This is a genomic window from Geobacillus sp. PLS 41, assembly GCF_056494105.1.
The window spans coordinates 2,003,887-2,020,680 of sequence record NZ_CM151395.1; the positions used below are offsets into that span (position 1 = coordinate 2,003,887).

Annotated in this window: 13 protein-coding genes and 2 pseudogenes; 9 read left to right on the forward strand and 6 right to left on the reverse strand. The window is 51.8% G+C overall.

From position 1 onward, the window contains the following. Positions 1–15: 15 nt before the first annotated feature. The 3 genes and pseudogenes from ACVX3G_RS10070 to ACVX3G_RS10080 all read right to left on the reverse strand — a co-directional run bounded on the left by ACVX3G_RS10070 (position 16) and on the right by ACVX3G_RS10080 (position 2,182). On the reverse strand, positions 16–1,071 hold the full coding sequence (locus ACVX3G_RS10070) for an RNA-guided endonuclease TnpB family protein (protein ID WP_014196139.1): 1,056 nt from the start codon (positions 1,069–1,071) through the stop codon (positions 16–18). Between the two features lie 4 nt (positions 1,072–1,075). Then, positions 1,076–1,473 (reverse strand): annotated as a pseudogene (tnpA, locus tag ACVX3G_RS10075) (IS200/IS605 family transposase). Between the two features lie 250 nt (positions 1,474–1,723). Further along, positions 1,724–2,182, reverse strand: coding sequence for a CBO0543 family protein (locus ACVX3G_RS10080; protein ID WP_025039170.1), 459 nt, complete (start codon positions 2,180–2,182; stop codon positions 1,724–1,726). A gap of 198 nt (positions 2,183–2,380) precedes the next feature. On the opposite strand from ACVX3G_RS10080, the gene ACVX3G_RS10085 reads away from it, so the two are divergent. From ACVX3G_RS10085 to tnpB, 5 genes are all read left to right on the forward strand, one after another. Further along, entirely contained in the window at positions 2,381–2,707 is a 327-nt protein-coding gene (locus tag ACVX3G_RS10085; RefSeq protein WP_011231590.1) for a nucleoside triphosphate pyrophosphohydrolase, read from the forward strand. After that, positions 2,700–5,147 carry a DEAD/DEAH box helicase family protein gene (locus ACVX3G_RS10090; protein WP_025039172.1) on the forward strand — a complete coding sequence of 816 codons (2,448 nt, stop codon included), beginning with the start codon at positions 2,700–2,702 and terminating at the stop codon, positions 5,145–5,147. The genes ACVX3G_RS10085 and ACVX3G_RS10090 overlap by 8 nt, the downstream gene beginning before the upstream one ends. 375 nt (positions 5,148–5,522) lie before the next feature. Next, positions 5,523–6,314, forward strand: coding sequence for a putative hydro-lyase (locus ACVX3G_RS10095; protein ID WP_011231588.1), 792 nt, complete (start codon positions 5,523–5,525; stop codon positions 6,312–6,314). Positions 6,315–6,552: 238 nt separating this feature from the next. Continuing rightward, on the forward strand, positions 6,553–7,716 hold the full coding sequence (trpB, locus tag ACVX3G_RS10100; protein ID WP_014196133.1) for a tryptophan synthase subunit beta: 1,164 nt from the start codon (positions 6,553–6,555) through the stop codon (positions 7,714–7,716). Between the two features lie 209 nt (positions 7,717–7,925). After that, positions 7,926–9,038, forward strand: a complete 1,113-nt coding sequence (gene tnpB / locus ACVX3G_RS10105) for an IS200/IS605 family element RNA-guided endonuclease TnpB (RefSeq protein WP_011231586.1) — start codon at positions 7,926–7,928, stop codon at positions 9,036–9,038. Between the two features lie 197 nt (positions 9,039–9,235). Here tnpB and ACVX3G_RS10110 read toward each other — a convergent pair whose 3' ends face one another. The 3 genes from ACVX3G_RS10110 to ade form a co-directional block, all read right to left on the reverse strand. Beyond that, positions 9,236–10,150 (reverse strand): exosporium glycoprotein BclB-related protein, encoded by a 915-nt coding sequence (locus tag ACVX3G_RS10110; protein ID WP_014196132.1) that lies wholly within the window; start codon positions 10,148–10,150, stop codon positions 9,236–9,238. Positions 10,151–10,169: 19 nt separating this feature from the next. After that, complete coding sequence (locus ACVX3G_RS10115; protein WP_014196131.1) at positions 10,170–11,324, reverse strand: tetratricopeptide repeat-containing glycosyltransferase family 2 protein; 1,155 nt, start codon at positions 11,322–11,324, stop codon at positions 10,170–10,172. Between the two features lie 210 nt (positions 11,325–11,534). Beyond that, positions 11,535–13,268, reverse strand: a complete 1,734-nt coding sequence (gene ade, locus ACVX3G_RS10120; RefSeq protein ID WP_014196130.1) for an adenine deaminase — start codon at positions 13,266–13,268, stop codon at positions 11,535–11,537. A 194-nt stretch (positions 13,269–13,462) separates the two neighbouring features. On the opposite strand from ade, the gene ACVX3G_RS10125 reads away from it, so the two are divergent. The 4 genes and pseudogenes from ACVX3G_RS10125 (at position 13,463) to ACVX3G_RS10140 (ending at position 16,459) form a co-directional block, all read left to right on the forward strand. Next, a complete protein-coding gene (locus ACVX3G_RS10125) occupies positions 13,463–14,092 on the forward strand; it encodes a YhbD family protein (RefSeq protein WP_014196129.1) in 630 nt (209 codons plus the stop codon). Positions 14,093–14,096: 4 nt separating this feature from the next. After that, positions 14,097–14,801, forward strand: coding sequence for a polymer-forming cytoskeletal protein (locus ACVX3G_RS10130; RefSeq protein ID WP_020278569.1), 705 nt, complete (start codon positions 14,097–14,099; stop codon positions 14,799–14,801). A 5-nt stretch (positions 14,802–14,806) separates the two neighbouring features. Beyond that, on the forward strand, positions 14,807–15,376 hold the full coding sequence (locus ACVX3G_RS10135) for a polymer-forming cytoskeletal protein (protein ID WP_307894757.1): 570 nt from the start codon (positions 14,807–14,809) through the stop codon (positions 15,374–15,376). A 169-nt stretch (positions 15,377–15,545) separates the two neighbouring features. Next, positions 15,546–16,459 (forward strand): annotated as a pseudogene (locus tag ACVX3G_RS10140) (MFS transporter). Positions 16,460–16,794: the final 335 nt, after the last annotated feature.

A 16,794-nucleotide genomic window follows, 5' to 3' on the forward strand; every position in this document is an offset into this window, starting at 1 on the left:
CCTGTGACCAGTGCGCTAGGCGCTCAAGCCCGAAATCGCTTTGGCGATGTTGATGGCGCCATTTAAGTCGGCGTGGATGGTGTATCCGCACTTTTGGCATCGGAAGCGGATGCCGTTTCGGTTCGCTTTCTCTCGATAACCACATTTACACGTTTGGCTCGTGTAGGTCGGCTTCACCCACTCGACCCGAATGCCCGCCATTTCCGCTTTATAGGCGATCATCGTTTGCAGTTGATGAAACGCCCAAGCATGAAGGCTTCGCCCCGCTTCTTTGGGCGATGCCGCCCGTTTCCGAATGCCCGTCAAATCTTCCATCCGAATCACGCCAACACCGTTGGCGAGCGCAAAGTTGACGATTTGACGGCTGATTTTGTGGTTGACATCCTTCATCCAACGGGATTCTTTACGCCCGATTTTGCGAATCATATGGAGCTTCTTCGCTTTGCCCAACGTTCGCCGCAAAGCCGCATATCGTCGGCGTACAAAGGCGCATTGGTTCCCTTTGAAAAACAGTGATTTCGTTCCCACGCTGGCCACAGCGATATAGCGAAGCCCAACGTCAACGCCCATCACCTTTGTTTCGTGCCGCGGCTTCACGTCAAAGGTGATCGCGATCGCCAAGTACCATTTCTTTCTCTTTTTGTAGAGCTTGGCGGCCCCTTGTTTGGCGGTTCCGTTAAGCAGCCGATTCAGCCATGCTTCTTGATAGGGGTGCGTGACGACCGGCACGCCAATTCGCTTCTCCAGTGTAGGGAAGGAAACCGTGTAGAACGCTCCTTTCTTTTCCACCTTCACGTTTTGATTGTTAAAGCAACACCAGAATGTTCGAAACTTCTTTGTTTTCTGGTTTTTCTTTTGGGACTTCACTTCTCGAATCGTTTGATTCACGACGGCGGAAGGAAACCGCTGCGACGAAAACTCTTTAAAAATTTTGCTCGTCGCTTGATTCAGTTCTGGATGATCCAACAGCCAATTCGCAAACTCTGTATTCACTTCTGTCATCCGTTCATACATTTCCTGTTTGACTTTCGTTGGGTTGTGCAGTTCCAGCCTTAGTGTGATCGTCGGCATGGGTTCACCCCCTTTTCTTTTGAGATTCCACATAATGTTTGATGGTTTCGCTTGATCCATTCCCTGCTGTACTAACGAAGAAAGAGCGTGTCCAAAGACTAGGCAAATGAGATAAGTGTTGAAATTCCTGCCTTAATCGTCTGGGAGTCACTCCTTTCACTCTTGCCATCATATCTGATGGAGAATCAGAAGGGAGGCCATTCAAGAACAAACGACAACGATCAGGCATCACTTCCATCGCAAGGATGACCCCATCATTCTCTTGGCAAATTTCTCTACTAACTGCTTGAATCGCTCTTCCACTCTGCCTACTAACACCTTTCTTCGATAACGCGGACAGAAAACAAAATGATAGTAAATCAACGATACAGTTGTTTTCGTTCTTCGATATTCTTGTTCCATATTATAGATCGTATCAGTTTTAATGATTATACTACAACATCTAAAGAGAAAGATGGTGGCTCTAAGCAATCCTCTTAAGGGATTACCGAGCAATGCCGTCTTTCATCCCTCGATTGAAACCGTGGGCTTTCAGACGGCATTTTCTGTAATACAGGCGGTGTTTGATGTCAAACAGCACCATCCTATTCGCCTCCTTTTGGACAACTATACTATATGTATAGCGCCAACTAGGAGAAATAGACATGCCAGCTCACCCGTTTTCTTTCAGCAGCCGTCCCGCCATCACCCGAACCGCGAGCGTCACGACAAACATCGAGACGAATGAATATCCCCACTTCCACGTATGGTATTCGATCAGGTCGGTGTGCCGCTCCAACAGGATCTCGACCGCCGTCATCCCCCCTGTATAAGCGGCGCACTGCATCCATATCCCCTTCCAGCCCGAGCGGCGCGATGTCCCGTAAACGTACACACTGACAACAGGGTAAAGCAAGTATTCAAAGATCACGCTGTCGTTCGTATAATCTGGAAACAGCCGCACCGGATAGGCAAGCATTCCCGCCCCGCTGACGATCAGGCCTGCCAAACTGGAAATATACGCATTCAGCAAAAACGAAAGCCATACTTCCCTTGGTGAAAGAAAGCGGAAGCTGAGCCCCAGCAAACCGATGCCCACCGCAGCAAGCAGCCAAAGGATCGAGTGTTCCATCATAGCCCCCAAGCGCGAATTATGTCGATTTTTCTTAGTATGGGATGAAAGAGGGGGGAGTATGTGAAATTTTTGGTGTTTTCATTTTGCAACAGGCAATAGGCCTTAGAAACGGCGGTCTTCTGTGTGTTCTTTCCTATGAAAAAAAGGCGAAATTTTGTAAAATGGTAGTATAGTTTTGTAAATGGAGGAATGGACATGCCGATGTACAACAAACTCGTTCGCGACCGCATTCCAACCATTATTGAACAAGCGGGAAAAACGTTTACAACCCGCATACTTGACGATGAAGAGTATAGGAAAGAACTGCAGAAAAAAGCGTTTGAGGAGCTTGAGGAATACGTCCAAGCGGAAACGGATGAGGCGGCTCTTGAAGAGCTCGCAGACGTGTTGGAAATTATCCATGCTTTGGCTGAATGCCATGGCGCTTCGATCGAGCAAGTGGAACAAATCCGCGCCAAAAAGGCAGAGAAGCGCGGTGGTTTTCGAGACAAAATTTTTTTGATCGAGGTTCACGATGAGTAAGGTGGAGTTGATTTCCAGACGTCTTCTCGACAAGTTGCAGGAACAGATGAGCCGCTCGTCGACGATATACATACTGACATCGTTTGCCATGAAGTCCGGGGTTCGCTTATTGAAGGACAGTTTGCGGGCAGCTGCAGAGCGGGGGGCGGATATCAAAATTTGCGTTGGTGATTACTTGTTTGTCACTCAGCCAGAGGCGCTGCGCGAGCTCATATCCATCCACCCGGACATCGAGGTCCGCTTGTATCGGAGTGAGGGAATTTCCTTTCATCCGAAAGCGTACCTATTTGAAGATACAGAAGGCGGCTACTTCATTGTCGGTTCTTCCAACTTGTCCCGTTCGGCGCTCACTGACGGTGTCGAATGGAACCTTGGGCTGGATAAGAGCGTTGATGAGGATGTATTTGCCGAAGCAATGGAGCAGTTTTTAAAGCTGTTTTACGCTCCGGAAACCGTGCCGGTCAATGCCGAAACGGCCGCTGACTATGAAAAGCAGCATCAAGACTATCATCAGCGGCACCCCAATTTAGCCCGCATATGGGCGGAGAATGAAGAAATCGAGTTGATGCTTCCGACGGAAACGGAGAAGAAGCAAGAGGGAGAGACGGCGGACAAGGTTGATGTTGTCCATGAAACGGCGGCGCCATATGGAACGATCCAGCCGCGCTTTGCCCAAGTTGAGGCGTTGGAGCGGTTGGAAGCTGCCTATGAAGAAGGGTACGACAAAGCGATGGTTGTCATGGCGACCGGGCTGGGAAAAACATACTTGGCCGCTTTTTTTGCCCGCCGTTTTTCGCGGGTGCTGTTTATCGCCCATCGCGAAGAAATTCTTCGCCAGGCGAAGCAGTCGTTTGAACGCGTGATTCCTGATCGAACAGCAGGACTGTACGATGGCAATCAAAAAGAAGGAAATGCCGACATGGTGTTTGCCTCGATCTTTACACTAAGCATGAAAAAACATTTGCATTCGTTTCGTCCCGACGCATTTGACTTGATCATTGTCGACGAGTTCCACCATGCGGCAGCCCGCTCGTACGAACGCGTCCTTTGTTATTTTCAGCCGAAATTTTTGCTTGGCATCACTGCTACTCCAGATCGGAGCGACAACAAAGACGTATACGCCCTTTGCGACGGAAATGTCGCGTATCGCATCGATTTTATCGAAGCGGTGCAGCGCGGTTGGTTGGCTCCCTTCCATTATTACGGGGTCTACGACGACACAGACTATTCGCAAATCAAGTGGCTTGGCAATCGCTATGATGAGGAAGAACTGCTTCAAGTGCAGCTTCGCGAGGAGATGGTGGAGAAGATTTTGCGAGCGTGGGAGAAGTATAAGAAAACAAGGACGCTTGTCTTTTGTTCATCGATCAGGCAAGCTGATTTTCTGTCCGAATATTTCCAGCGTCACGGCTACCGGACGGTCAGTCTCCATTCGAAGCAGACGGCTATTTCGCGCAAGCAGGCCATTGCCATGTTGGAACGCCGTGAACTGGACGCCATTTTCACCGTCGACTTGTTCAATGAAGGGGTCGATATTCCTTCTGTCGATACACTTTTGTTCGTGCGGCCGACGGAATCGCTGACCGTCTTCATCCAGCAAGTCGGGCGCGGGCTGCGGCTGTACAAAGGCAAGGATTATTGCGTGATTATTGATTTAATCGGAAACTACCGGAATGCGGATGTCAAACTGCGCCTGTTTGATACACAGCGGGGCGAAACGAAGAAAAAGGCGCGGGAATCCGTTGTGCCAACGGTTCCGGAAACGTGCGAACTGCATCTCGATGTTCAAGCCATCCATCTTCTCGAAGAGATGCAGAAAAAACGCCAACCGCGCAAAGAACGGCTGCTTGCTGATTATCGGGAGCTGAAACAGGAGCTTGGCAGACGGCCGACGTATTTGGAACTGCATCTCCAAGGCCGAAGTGAAGCGGCGGAGTACAAACAAGAGTTCGGATCTTATGTCGCCTTTTTATATTGGGCGGGGGAGTTGTCGGAGCTGGAAAAGGAAGTGTTTCTAAAACACGAGCCGTGGCTTGTTGAAATGGAACGTACGGTGATGTCAAAAAGCTACAAAATGGTTGTTCTAAAAGCCATGCTTGAACGTGGACCGTCCGGATGGCACCAACCAATTACACCGCAGGAGGCTGCCCCGTTTTTCCATCGGTATTTAACGGAAAAAGAATACCGAAAGCGCATCGATTTTTCCGACGGAGAAACGAAGCGCCTCTGGGAATATGACCAGGAAAAGGTGAGCCGGTTGATCGCCCGCATGCCGATGACGAAATGGAGCGGCAGTTCGAATGGGCTGATTTCCTTTGCAAATAACGTTTTTGCGCTCCAATTTGCCATTGAGAACGAGCATGAAGAAATATTGCACAACTGGACAAAAGAGATTTGCGAGTATCGGTTGCATGTGTATTTTGAAAGGAAGGGGGGATGAGAAAACTCCTCTCTTTTTTATGGTAGTTTACGGTGATTGCAAGAAAATACTGTCGGGCATCAGATTCGGGCAAGTTAGGCGGCCAGGCATGGATATGATTTATGATTTAGTATAGAAACGATGAGAAAAGAGCGGCTTAGGTTACTCGATAGAGGGACTGTTATCGTTTATTACTGATCCATTTTTGGTGGTTGATGCGAAGGAAAATATTATTCACGTAAACTCTGCAGCAGAACGATGGATAAAGAAATTAGACTTAGAAATGCTAATGAGGTATTCTTTGGCGCACGTGTATCGGGGAACGTGATTTTGGGATAGAAACTAATACCCTTAATCGGAGATCGTGATATTGAATAACCAAGGAGGGAGATTGCGATGACTTTCGCCGCACCAATGAGCTCCAAAGAAGCACGGCAAATGATTCGGAACAATGAATGGGTGAAACCGACAGCGGGTGTCGCAAACGGCTATACACAGGCTAATTTAGTTGTGCTGCCGAAGGAGTTGGCGTTTGAATTTCTTCTGTTTTGCCAGCGCAATCCGAAACCTTGTCCGGTATTAGATGTGACCGAGCCGGGATCATGGGAGCCAAGCATGGTGGCGCCAGGAGCAGATTTGCGTGTAGACTTGCCGAAATATAGGGTTTATCGAAATGGCGAACTGACAGAGGAGCGGACGGATATCATCGATCTTTGGGATAAGGACATGGTCGGCTTTCTGCTCGGGTGCAGCTTTACGTTTGAACATGCCCTGGTGAACAATGGCATCCCGGTTCGCCACATTCAAGAAAATTGCAATGTCCCGATGTATAAAACGAATATCCCGTGTGTAAAAGCGGGAAGATTTGAAGGGCCGATGGTTGTAAGCATGCGCCCGATTCCCCATAAGGATGTTGTCAGGGCGGTTCAAGTCACGAGCCGCTTCCCGTCTGTTCATGGTGCCCCTATTCATATTGGCGACCCGAAACTTATAGGGATTCATGATATTTATAAGCCTGATTTTGGGGATCCGGTCACCATCCGTGAGGGGGAAACCCCGGTATTTTGGGCCTGTGGGGTCACCCCTCAAGCGGTTGCTATGGAAGTAAAGCCGGATATCATGATTACGCATGCCCCAGGACATATGTTTATTACCGATCTGCGCGATGAGCAGCTTGGGGTTTTATAAGCCGAACTGCCTGCTCTGGTTGGTGAATATCCGAAGTAGGAAGCTGTGAGGGTGCGGCTGCACGATGGCTTTGCAGCAGCACCTGCTCACCCCACTAGCGGTGAATGCTTCGCGTATGGTTATGCGGTGGACCATTCCTTTTTTAATGTTTTGAAAAATAAAAATTATTGATTGACTTGCTTGCCAAAACGGTTTATGCTAATTTTATGACTTTCAGAAAGCAGAGGAGAGATGAGCCATGAGTGTAGTCCAGGAAACGAAAGGCTATTTCGGCGAATTCGGCGGCAGCTTCGTTCCGGATGAATTGCAGGAAGTGCTTGATTATTTGGAGGAGCAGTTTCTGAAATATAAAGATGACCCGGAATTCAATGAGGAGTTTCGAACCTATTTGCGGGAGTATGTCGGCCGTGAGAGTCCGCTGACGTTTGCGGCGCGGTTGACGGAGCGGCTCGGCGGGGCGAAGATTTATTTGAAACGTGAGGATTTAAACCATACCGGTTCGCATAAAATCAACAACGTGATTGGGCAAATTTTATTGGCGAAGCGGATGGGCGCGAAGCGGGTCATTGCGGAGACAGGCGCAGGCCAGCACGGGGTGGCGACCGCTACCGCATGCGCCATGTTTGGCATCGATTGTACCATTTATATGGGAGAAGAAGATACGAAGCGCCAGGCGCTCAATGTGTTCCGCATGGAGCTGTTAGGGGCGAAAGTCGTGTCGGTCTCGAAAGGTCAAGGACGATTGAAGGATGCCGTGGACGAGGCGCTGAACGATCTTGTGCAAAACTATAAGACTACATTTTACTTGCTTGGTTCGGCGGTTGGTCCGCATCCGTACCCGTCGATGGTGAAACATTTTCAGTCGGTTATTAGCGAAGAGAGCAAGCGGCAGATTGTAGAGAAGGAAGGACGTCTTCCGGATGCGGTAGTGGCCTGCGTCGGCGGGGGAAGCAACGCCATCGGGGCGTTCGCCCACTACTTGGATGAACCGAGCGTGCGGCTCATCGGTGTCGAGCCGGAGAAGGCAGCGACGCTAACGAAGGGCGTTCCGGCCGTGTTGCATGGATTCAAGTGTTTGGTGCTCCTTGATGAAAATGGAAACCCGCAGCCGACATACTCGATTGCCGCCGGGCTTGATTACCCGGGCATTGGTCCGGAACATAGCTACTTGAAAGTGTCCGGGCGGGCTGAGTATTATACGGTCACGAACGAAGAAGTGCTTGAGGCGTTTCAACTGCTGTCTAAAACAGAAGGAATCATCCCAGCTCTCGAGAGCGCCCATGCGGTGGCGTACGCTATCAAGCTTGCGCCGACGTTAAGCAAAGACCAAATCATCATTGTGAATTTGTCGGGGCGCGGGGATAAGGATGTTGAGCAAGTGTTTTCCATGTTGCAATCGTGAAGAAAGCAGGCGGTTGTTCACGACGGTGTTCGCGTGAAGCCGCCTGCTTATTTGTAATCATCTTCCGCCGAGAAAATCTCGCTTTTACCCGTAAATGTAAGTCGGGATGAATCCGGGCTTCCTTTGCGAATCTCCCTATTGCCCCCAATGGGCAAAAAGTATACAATGGATGTAAATAGAACAAACGTTCTTTTTGAGGAGGGAGGGCTATGCACAAAGCCTATCGCTTTCGGCTGTATCCCACCCGAACACAGGCAAAACTCCTCAACGAGACGATTGGGTGCTGCCGATTTGTGTACAATCACTTTTTGGCCGAGTGGAAGGAGACGTATGAAACCACGGGAAAAGGACTCGGCTACAACGAGTGTTCCAAACGATTGACAGCTTTGAAGAAAACCCTTCCATGGCTGAAAACCCCTGATTCAACCGCCTTGCAAAACGCACTGCAGCAGTTGGCCGAGGCGTTTGACCGGTTCTTCGAGGGAACGGCGAACGCTCCCCGCTTCAAAAGCAAAAAACACCCGAACCAATCGTACACCGCCCAGTGCAACTACCCAAAGAACGGACGCCCTACGATCGAAGTGGACGGCCATCGGTTGAAACTTCCCAAGCTCGGATGGGTGAAGTTCGCCAAAAGCCGCGAGGTGGAAGGCCGCATTCTCTCCGCCACGATTCGTCGAAATCGAGCGGGGAAGTATTTCGTCTCCATTCTCGTGGAAACGGATATTCCCCCATTGCCCCAAACCGACAAGAAAGTGGGCGTCGATTTGGGGTTGAAACAGATCGTAGTGCTTTCCACAGGCGAAACGATCGAACACCCCCGGTATTGGCGCCGGTATGAAGAAAAGCTCGCCTACTGGCAGCGGGTGATGGCTCGTCGAAAGCCAGGCGGTTCGAACTGGGAGAAAGCCCGTTTGAAAGTGGCCAAGCTTCATGAAAAAATCTCCAACTGCCGGAACGATTTCCTGCACAAACTGTCCACCCGCCTCATCCGCGAAAACCAAGTGGTGTGCGTGGAGGACTTGCGTGTTAGGAACATGCAAAAGAATCGCAAGCTGGCTAAATCCATTTCCGATTCCGCGTGGGGGAGTTTTCTTCGCATGCTCGAGTATAAAGCGACATGGTACGGGCGGACGGTGGTTCGTGTTGCGAGCACGTTTCCCTCGAGTCAATTGTGCTCGTGCTGCGGGCATCGGCACGTCGAGGTGAAATCGCTTGGCATTCGCGAGTGGGTGTGCCCCGCCTGCGGAGCCGAACATGACCGGGACCATAACGCTGCCCGGAATATTCTAAATGAAGGGCTTCGACTGCTGTCGTTGTAGGGCGGCTGAACCGTGGGACGCACGGGGATGGCTTGGCGGACATCCTGCCGCGGGGCGGGTGTTCCCAAGAATCTCCCACCTCGAAATGCGGGCGGGAGAGCGTTCAACTGAACGGAGAGGGATTATAAGGCCGCTTGTTTGCAGCGGCCTTAGTTGAGCGCTTCAATGAGCCGCAGCCTTGGTATCACAGTGAGGCGCTAACTAATCGCCACTCCTGCGCTCGCATATCCCGTGACGGAAGCGGCGATTGAAAGGCCGGAAGTGGTGATGAAAAACGCCATGAGCAGCCGGTCGCCAGTATTGACAGGCACGTTTAATCCTGTGATGATGCCGCTGGCGTTTTGGGCTAGGGAGATGGGAAAGGTGATTGATGGCGTTAATGTAATGAGCGTGCCTGGAATAGGCGAAAATACGTTGCTGGATGGAGAAGTGGCGATATACAATTGAGCGCGGATCGTAGCTGTTCCTAAAAGCGCTGTGCCTGTTGTAGCGGAAAAATTGGCTGCGACAGCAGTAATGATTCCTGAACGCGGGATGGTAAAGGAAAAATTCGATGTGCCGCCAAGGTTTATCGTTCCTCCCACTAAACTGATGCTTGAAGCAGCGTTTCCAAATCCGATCAAACTTGTGGTGTCGGCCAACCCGGCTATAGTGGCGGTCAAGACAACCGTTGTTCCTGAAGCGAATGGAATGATGGCTCCTGCTCCAGCCGGTCCCGTCGGCCCTGTGGGTCCTTGAGGTCCTGTGGGTCCAGTCGGCCCTGTAGGTCCTTGAGGTCCTGTGGGTCCGGTCGGCCCTGTAGGTCCTTGAGGTCCTGTGGGTCCTTGAGGTCCGATGGGTCCCGTGGGTCCTTGAGGTCCAGTCGGTCCTGTAGGCCCTGTGGGTCCTTGAGGTCCTGTGGGTCCGGTCGGTCCTGTAGGTCCTTGAGGTCCGATGGGTCCCGTGGGTCCTTGAGGTCCGATGGGTCCCGTGGGTCCTTGAGGTCCAGTCGGTCCTGTAGGCCCTGTGGGTCCCGTGGGTCCTGTTGGTCCGGTATAGATTTTTACAATCGGCGGCCATGTTCCGCATAAAGGGGAAAGACATTTTACTCGAATAGGACGTCGGTCAGACAAGCGGCATAACCTCCCTTCATCACGATTCATCGGTTTGGTGGAACGTGCTTTCGGCGGCGAGAATGGATTGCAGCAAACATTCGTTGTGCAAAACCGCGGGATGATGAGGAACGTATTGTTTGGCTTTTTCGTTATGTTGGTATGCTAACTCGTACTCGCCCATGTAAAAGTAACATACACAAAGCTGCAAGTGGGGAAGCCAAGTCCAGCAAGCATGATGAACAAATCCCCAGCTGTCGGAAGGCATTGTGAGTTGAGTGGCTAAATGGTACCAAAAGGCGGCAAGACGATATTGCTTGCGCTGAAGGAAGTAATAGCCCAGCCGGCAGCAGCATTCAGCCCGAGGGGTATCGTATTCGAACGATCGGAGCGCATATCGCAATGCCTGTTCTTCATCACCAAGCGCATCAAAACAATCCGCTACCTTTCCGCAGGCGGCGATGCAATCTTCCACCCACCCTTTTTTTGTCTGCAAAAACTGTTCATAATACTGAATGGCCCGCTCGTATTGTTGATGGTCGAACAGTTCGTTGGCAAAGTAAAACAGATCTCTTGGGGAAAATTCTTTTCCTTGTGCCAACTGTTTCTCATAGATTTGCAAATTTCGATCTGAAGCGCAGCGATTGGGTTGATGAATAATGGTAATATCGCTGTTGAGAATCGTTCCCCATACTTCTAGATATTCATGAACCATCCCATGCCATCGGAAGCCGTTGGATCGTTTGACGAGACGATTTCGGCGGACGCTCGAGATCGTCTTTCCATATTCATCTTGGGCAAGGCTGTAAATCATGGTGACGGAGTCGATGTCAGAAGAAAGGGTGCGCTTCAATGTGAGAAATTTGGTCTGCTCTTCTGCCGGCAAGATGTCGTCTGCGTCCAGCCAAAAAATATAGTCCATGGTGGCGTGGGAAAAGGAGAAGTTTCGCGCCGCCGAGAAATCATCGCTCCAAGGAAAGTCGATGACTCGTGCGGTGTAGGAGCGGGCGATTTCTTTCGTGCGATCCGTTGATCCTGTATCCACAATCACGATTTCGTCTACGAGATGTTGGACGCTGTCCAAACAGCGGGCAAGGACGTCTTCTTCATTTTTGACGATCATGCAAAGACTGATGGTGATCAATTTCCTTGCACCTTCCTTTCGGCCATGTTGCTGTTTCACTATATGCATCATGCGGGAACGTGCTTATGCCAATGCCGCATGGCGCTGTGAAAATCGAGGAAAAAGGGCGGAGTGAAGAAAATCCCTTCATCCCCGCAATCAATGGGGGATGAAGGGACTGATTTGCTTCGCGGTTGACCTTAGTTGTGAATGAGCGCCCTGCTGTAAGGCGGTGCTCCCGTAATCCTCTTGCTTTGAAACGCCAGCCTCAATCGGGAGGGGTTACACCGCTTCAACAGGAATAAATTCCCATTTATTTACATCAAATAATCCTTGGTCGGTCAGCTTGAGCTCTGGGATGACCGGCAAGGCGAGGAAGGACAATGTGATGAATGGGTTGAACGAGCCATTGGCGCCGATGGCTTTAAGGGCTTTGTCAATCTGCTTCAATCCGCTTAGCACCTCGGTATAGTCTTTTCTTGTCATTAGACCGCCGATCTCAAGCGGCAGGCTGGCAAGCACCGCTCCGTCTTTGATGACCGCCAAGCCGCCGTGCTGCTCGCGGAGCTGTTCGATGGCGGCGGCGAGGTCGCGATCGTTTGTTCCGGCGGCGATGATATGGTGTGAGTCGTGCGCGATCGAAGAAGCGATGGCGCCTGCCTTGAATCCGAAGCCGCGGACGATGCCAAGGCCGATGCCGAGGCCGCGATGGCGTTCGACGACAACAAGCTTCAGCAAATCCCGCTCGATCGACGGGCAGAAAGCCCCTTCCTGGACATCAACGTCCGTGATGAGGTGGTTCGTATGCAAATGGTTCGGGATGATCTCGATGACATGGGCTTTCGTTCCTCTTTTCATCGGGATGCGAAGATCGGTTTCGTCCACTGCTTGGCAACGGATGGAGTGAAGCAATGGCTGTTCAAGGCTTTCTGCCGATCGTTCGGCCGGAAACACCGTCTGTCCATGTTGGGCCACTAGTCTTCCCGCTTTGAAGACGTGGGTGATGTTCAATATTTCCAAATCGTCAACGAACAAAAAGTCGGCGTCATATCCTGGAGCGACAGCGCCTTTTGTCGGCAAACGGTAGCACTCTGCGGCGTTCAGCGTGGCCATTTGGATGGCCAGAAGCGGGTCGAGGCCGGCCTGAATGGCGAGCCGCACATTATGGTCGACGCTTCCTTCGAACCATAAGTCATCAAGATGTTTGTCATCCGTGCAAAACAGAAAGCGGCGCGCGTTGTGCTCAGTGACGGCAGGAAGAAGTTTTTCGAGGTCTTTAGCGACTGATCCTTGGCGAATGAGCACGTACATGCCGCGGCGAATGCGTTCAAGCGCTTCGTCGACGGTGACGCATTCATGATCCGTATGGATGCGGGAGCTTCGGTAGACGTTGATGGCGTTGGCATCAAGGCCGGCCAAGTGGCCGTCGATCAGGCGGTTGGCGTTTGCCGCGAGCGCCAGTTTGTCGAGCATCGACGGGTGTTGTTCCCTTAATGACGGATAGTCCATCACTTCCGCCAATCCGAGAACGCGTTCATCGTTGAAAAACGGCGCCAGTTCCGCGGCGGATAAGACGGCTCCGGCATGTTCAAATGAGGAGGCCGGCACGCACGACGGCAACATCATATACACATCGAGCGGCGTCCGTTTCGCATCATCGAGCATAAACTGGATGCCGTGGATGCCGGCGACGTTCGCGATTTCGTGCGGATCGGCGATCACCGTGGTGACCCCATGCGGGAGAACGACGCGGGCGAATTCGCTCGGGGGCACCATTGATGATTCGATATGCACGTGTCCGTCAATCAGCCCCGGGCATACATAACGCCCTTCGGCATCGATCGTTTGCTTTCCCTCATAGCGGCCAATGCCGACGATCATCCCCTCAGCAATGGCGAGATCCCCTTCGATGATTTCGCGCGTAAACACGTTGACGATTTTTCCGTTTTTGATGACGAGATCGGCCTTCGTTTGTTTTGCGGCGGCGGCGATTTGCTTCTGTAATGTCGAATGCATGTGGCTCATTCTCCTTTCTTCATGCTGCTCCTCTGATCGCCGGTGAAAGTTGGTTTCATTGTAATGAGCTAGATGGCAAGTTGTCAACCGCTTTGGTTCGTTTTTTGACATATGTATGGCACTGCTGTTTTCACACTCTTTACAACGTAACAATGTTATGTTACGCTTATGGTGGTGAAGGAGGTGAGCGGCTCATGGAACAAGAATTGATTTCGAAAAAAGAACTGCTCGAGCTGACTGGCATTTCGTACGGCCAGCTGTACCGCTGGAAGCGGAAAAAGCTCATTCCGGAAGAATGGTTTATTCGAAAATCGACATTCACCGGGCAAGAGACGTTTTTCCCGAAAGAAAAAATCTTGGCGCGCATTGAGAAAATCAAAGAATTAAAAGATGAGCTGTCGCTTGATGAGTTGGCGGGCATGTTTGCGCCTGACCCGGCAGCGGTCGTCTTGACGAAAGAGGAAGTCATAAAACGTCACATTGTTTCGAATGTTGCGCTGCAATGGTTGAGCGACCAGTTGGGTGATCGCCAGGACGTTTCGTTTGGGCAGCTTCTTTCCCTTTACATCGTTGACCGGCTTCTTCGTTCCGGTGAGATCAGCATAGAAGAAGGAAAGAACATATGGATGATGTTCGAGAGTCATTATCCAAAATTGCAAGGGAAATCATGCGAGCTGGTCGTGCTTCGTAAAATGGGGGTGACGGTCTGCCTTCTGCTGGAAGAAGCGGCCGGCTTGTATGTGGAAGAAGGGGCGAAGCTCGTTGCGCGGCTGCACGTGCCAACGTATATTGAAGAGTTGAAACTGGCCATTTCGGAGGGATAAAAGGATGGAGCGTCGAGATTTGGTCATTGCCGGGACGGGTCATGCGTCCGGCGGGCTGTACAATTTGGTGAAATTGTCGGGAAATGGGAAGCTGTACGGCGACATCGACTGCCTCGAGCTGCAGGTGCAAGGAAACGCGGCCGTGGAAGGGAGCGTGAAAGCCAACACGGTTCATATTGCCGGGAAAGGAAATGTGGCAGGCGGGGTGGAGTGTGAGTGGATGAAAGTGAGCGGGAGCATAAGAATTGAAGAAAATGTGCAATGCCAAGAGGCGACCGTTCGCGGCCGCGGGGAGGCGAAAGGTTCATGGGCGGCGGAGGTGGTTCGCGTCCATGGCGAGCTCAATATCGGTGGCGATTGCTCGGCTGAGCGGATGGAGGTGGAAGGGCATTTTGCGGTCGGCGGGCTGCTGAACGCGGACTATCTCGAAGTGAAGCTGTTGGGCCCGAGCCGCGTAAAGGAGATCGGCGGAGAGACGATCGTCGTCAAGCGGCAAGGAAGTTCGCTGTTCAAAAAATGGTTTTTTCCAGCGGAGTTGACCGCCGATGTCATTGAAGGGGATTCCGTCCATCTCGAACATACGAGCGCGAAAATGGTGCGCGGCAATCGCGTCGTGATCGGGCCAGGGTGCGAGATCGAGCGAGTCGAATACCGAGAAAAGTTGGAATGCGATGAAGAGGCGAAAATCGGCACGATCGAGAAAGGGTGAAAACGATGGCGGAACGAAACTTGACGGTTCATGGATCGGCGCTTTCTGGAGGCGGTGTGTTCCATCACGTCACGATTCGCGGCGATGCGACGATTCGGGGCGACATCGAGTGCGACCGCTTGAAAGTGTTTGGCGCAGCCGACATGAAAGGAGCAGTTGCGGCCCGCACGTTTCGCCTATTTGGCCAAGCGAACGTGGACGGTCCCGTACAGGCGGAGAAAATGGGGGTGTTCGGGGAAGTGGACATCCGGGGACACGCCCGCCTTGGGCATCTTCAGCTGCGCGGGATGGCGCAAGTCGAGGGGGGCATCGAAGCCGATGTCATCCGCGGTTACGGCGAGCTGTCGGTGTCGGGAAGTTGCGAGGCGGAGAGCGTTGCGTTGACCGGAGTTGTGCACATTGGACAGACGTTGAATGCGGAGCAGGTGGAACTGTCGCTCTGTTTTGCCGACAGCTCGGTCAAGGAAATCGGGGGGGCGGACGATTTCCATCACCCGCAGCAAAAAATGGAGCGCGATTCATTGGTTGAGCCGTTTTTCTTCTTCGCCCGCCGTATTGGCAGCGGATGTGATTGAAGGAGATGAGATTTATGTGGAGTATACACGAGCCGCGGTCGTCAGGGGGGATCGGGTGACAATCGGTCCGGGCTGCGACATTGGGCTTGTTGAATATCATACAGCCTTTGCCCAAGACAAGAAGGCTGCGGTGAACGAAAAAAGACAGAGATAGAGGGAGATGGAACGGATGGAGAGGAAGGAAACGAAGACGGGATTGGTCGTGATCGCGCTGTTGCTCGGCATTTTTGTCGCTTCCATGGACAATACGATTGTGGCGACCGCCATGGCGACGATCGTCGCGGATCTCGGGGGCTCAAGCAGTTTGTTTGGGTGACGTCAGCGTATATGGTGGCCGAGATGGCCGGGATGCCGATTTTTGGGAAACTGTCCGATATGACGGGAGGAAGCGATTTTTCTTATTTGGCATCATAGTGTTTTTGCTTGGTTCGATTTTGTGCGGCATGGCGCAAACGATCGTCCAGCTCAGCATCTTCCGTGCCATTCAAGGCATCGGCGGCGAGGCGCTGGTGCCGATTGCGTTTACGATTATGCTACCGCAACGTGATGTTCGGGTTTATGCTCTTGTTTGCGGCCGGGATCGGGCTGTTTGGCACGATTGATGAACAGACCACGCGTCTTGTCGTGACGTTGTACATGATCATTGTCGGATTAGGGATGGGCGCTTCGTTTTCCGTCCTCGGCATGGCGGCGATCCATCATTTTTCCGAAGCGGAGCGGGGCGCGGCCAGCTCGACGAATTCATTTGTCCGGTCGCTCGGCATGACCGTCGGCATTACGGTGTTTGGCATCATTCAGCGCAACTTGTTTACGGATCAATTGGCTGAGCAGTTTCACGGCATGGCGCAAGGAGCGCCTGGAGCGAACATTCACGACCCGCGGGCGATGTTGTCGCCAGAAGCGCGGGCGCACATCCCGGCACCGGTGCTCGATCGGTTGACGGAAGCACTGGCTTCTTCGATCGCCGATACGTTTTTATGGGCGCTCATTCCCGCGGCGCTCACGATCGTTTGCGTGCTTTTGATGTCCAATGATCGGCTCGCCTCGTGGACGGGTGCGCGGGAACGAGCAAGTGAGAAATAAAAGGGGCATGATTGGAAGAAAAATAGAGTCTATGCAGCGGACGGTGCTCATCATGCGGTTAGGGTGCGCCGTCCGCTTGTGGTTTATGCCGGGCTTTTGGCGAGATGTTGCAATTTCACTTCTTCCCGATGGAATTGCTTAAACAGCGTTATTACATCTGCTGTACGTTGAAAGTGATAACGAATCGGGCGCCTCGCCAATAGCGGCAAGGTGTTTTTTGTGTGCAGATTGACAATAGAATAAACTGAGGGCTAATATACCTGTGTGGGTAGTCAGATCGCATTGGTTTCGATCATTCTAAGCATGAAAATCCGCTATTGGTTGTCAGTGTTGTT

Bases quoted from the DNA above. Each gene is read 5' to 3' on its own strand.
- ACVX3G_RS10090 (WP_025039172.1), top strand. From the start codon at position 2,700: ATGAGTAAGGTGGAGTTGATTTCCAGACGTCTTCTCGACAAGTTGCAG.
- ACVX3G_RS10080 (WP_025039170.1), bottom strand. From the start codon at position 2,182: ATGGAACACTCGATCCTTTGGCTGCTTGCTGCGGTGGGCATCGGTTTG.
- ACVX3G_RS10085 (WP_011231590.1), top strand. From the start codon at position 2,381: ATGCCGATGTACAACAAACTCGTTCGCGACCGCATTCCAACCATTATT.
- ACVX3G_RS10135 (WP_307894757.1), top strand. From the start codon at position 14,807: ATGGCGGAACGAAACTTGACGGTTCATGGATCGGCGCTTTCTGGAGGC.
- ACVX3G_RS10125 (WP_014196129.1), top strand. From the start codon at position 13,463: ATGGAACAAGAATTGATTTCGAAAAAAGAACTGCTCGAGCTGACTGGC.
- ade (WP_014196130.1), bottom strand. From the start codon at position 13,268: ATGCATTCGACATTACAGAAGCAAATCGCCGCCGCCGCAAAACAAACG.
- tnpB (WP_011231586.1), top strand. From the start codon at position 7,926: ATGCACAAAGCCTATCGCTTTCGGCTGTATCCCACCCGAACACAGGCA.
- ACVX3G_RS10070 (WP_014196139.1), bottom strand. From the start codon at position 1,071: ATGCCGACGATCACACTAAGGCTGGAACTGCACAACCCAACGAAAGTC.
- ACVX3G_RS10115 (WP_014196131.1), bottom strand. From the start codon at position 11,324: ATGATGCATATAGTGAAACAGCAACATGGCCGAAAGGAAGGTGCAAGG.
- ACVX3G_RS10130 (WP_020278569.1), top strand. From the start codon at position 14,097: ATGGAGCGTCGAGATTTGGTCATTGCCGGGACGGGTCATGCGTCCGGC.
- ACVX3G_RS10095 (WP_011231588.1), top strand. From the start codon at position 5,523: ATGACTTTCGCCGCACCAATGAGCTCCAAAGAAGCACGGCAAATGATT.
- trpB (WP_014196133.1), top strand. From the start codon at position 6,553: ATGAGTGTAGTCCAGGAAACGAAAGGCTATTTCGGCGAATTCGGCGGC.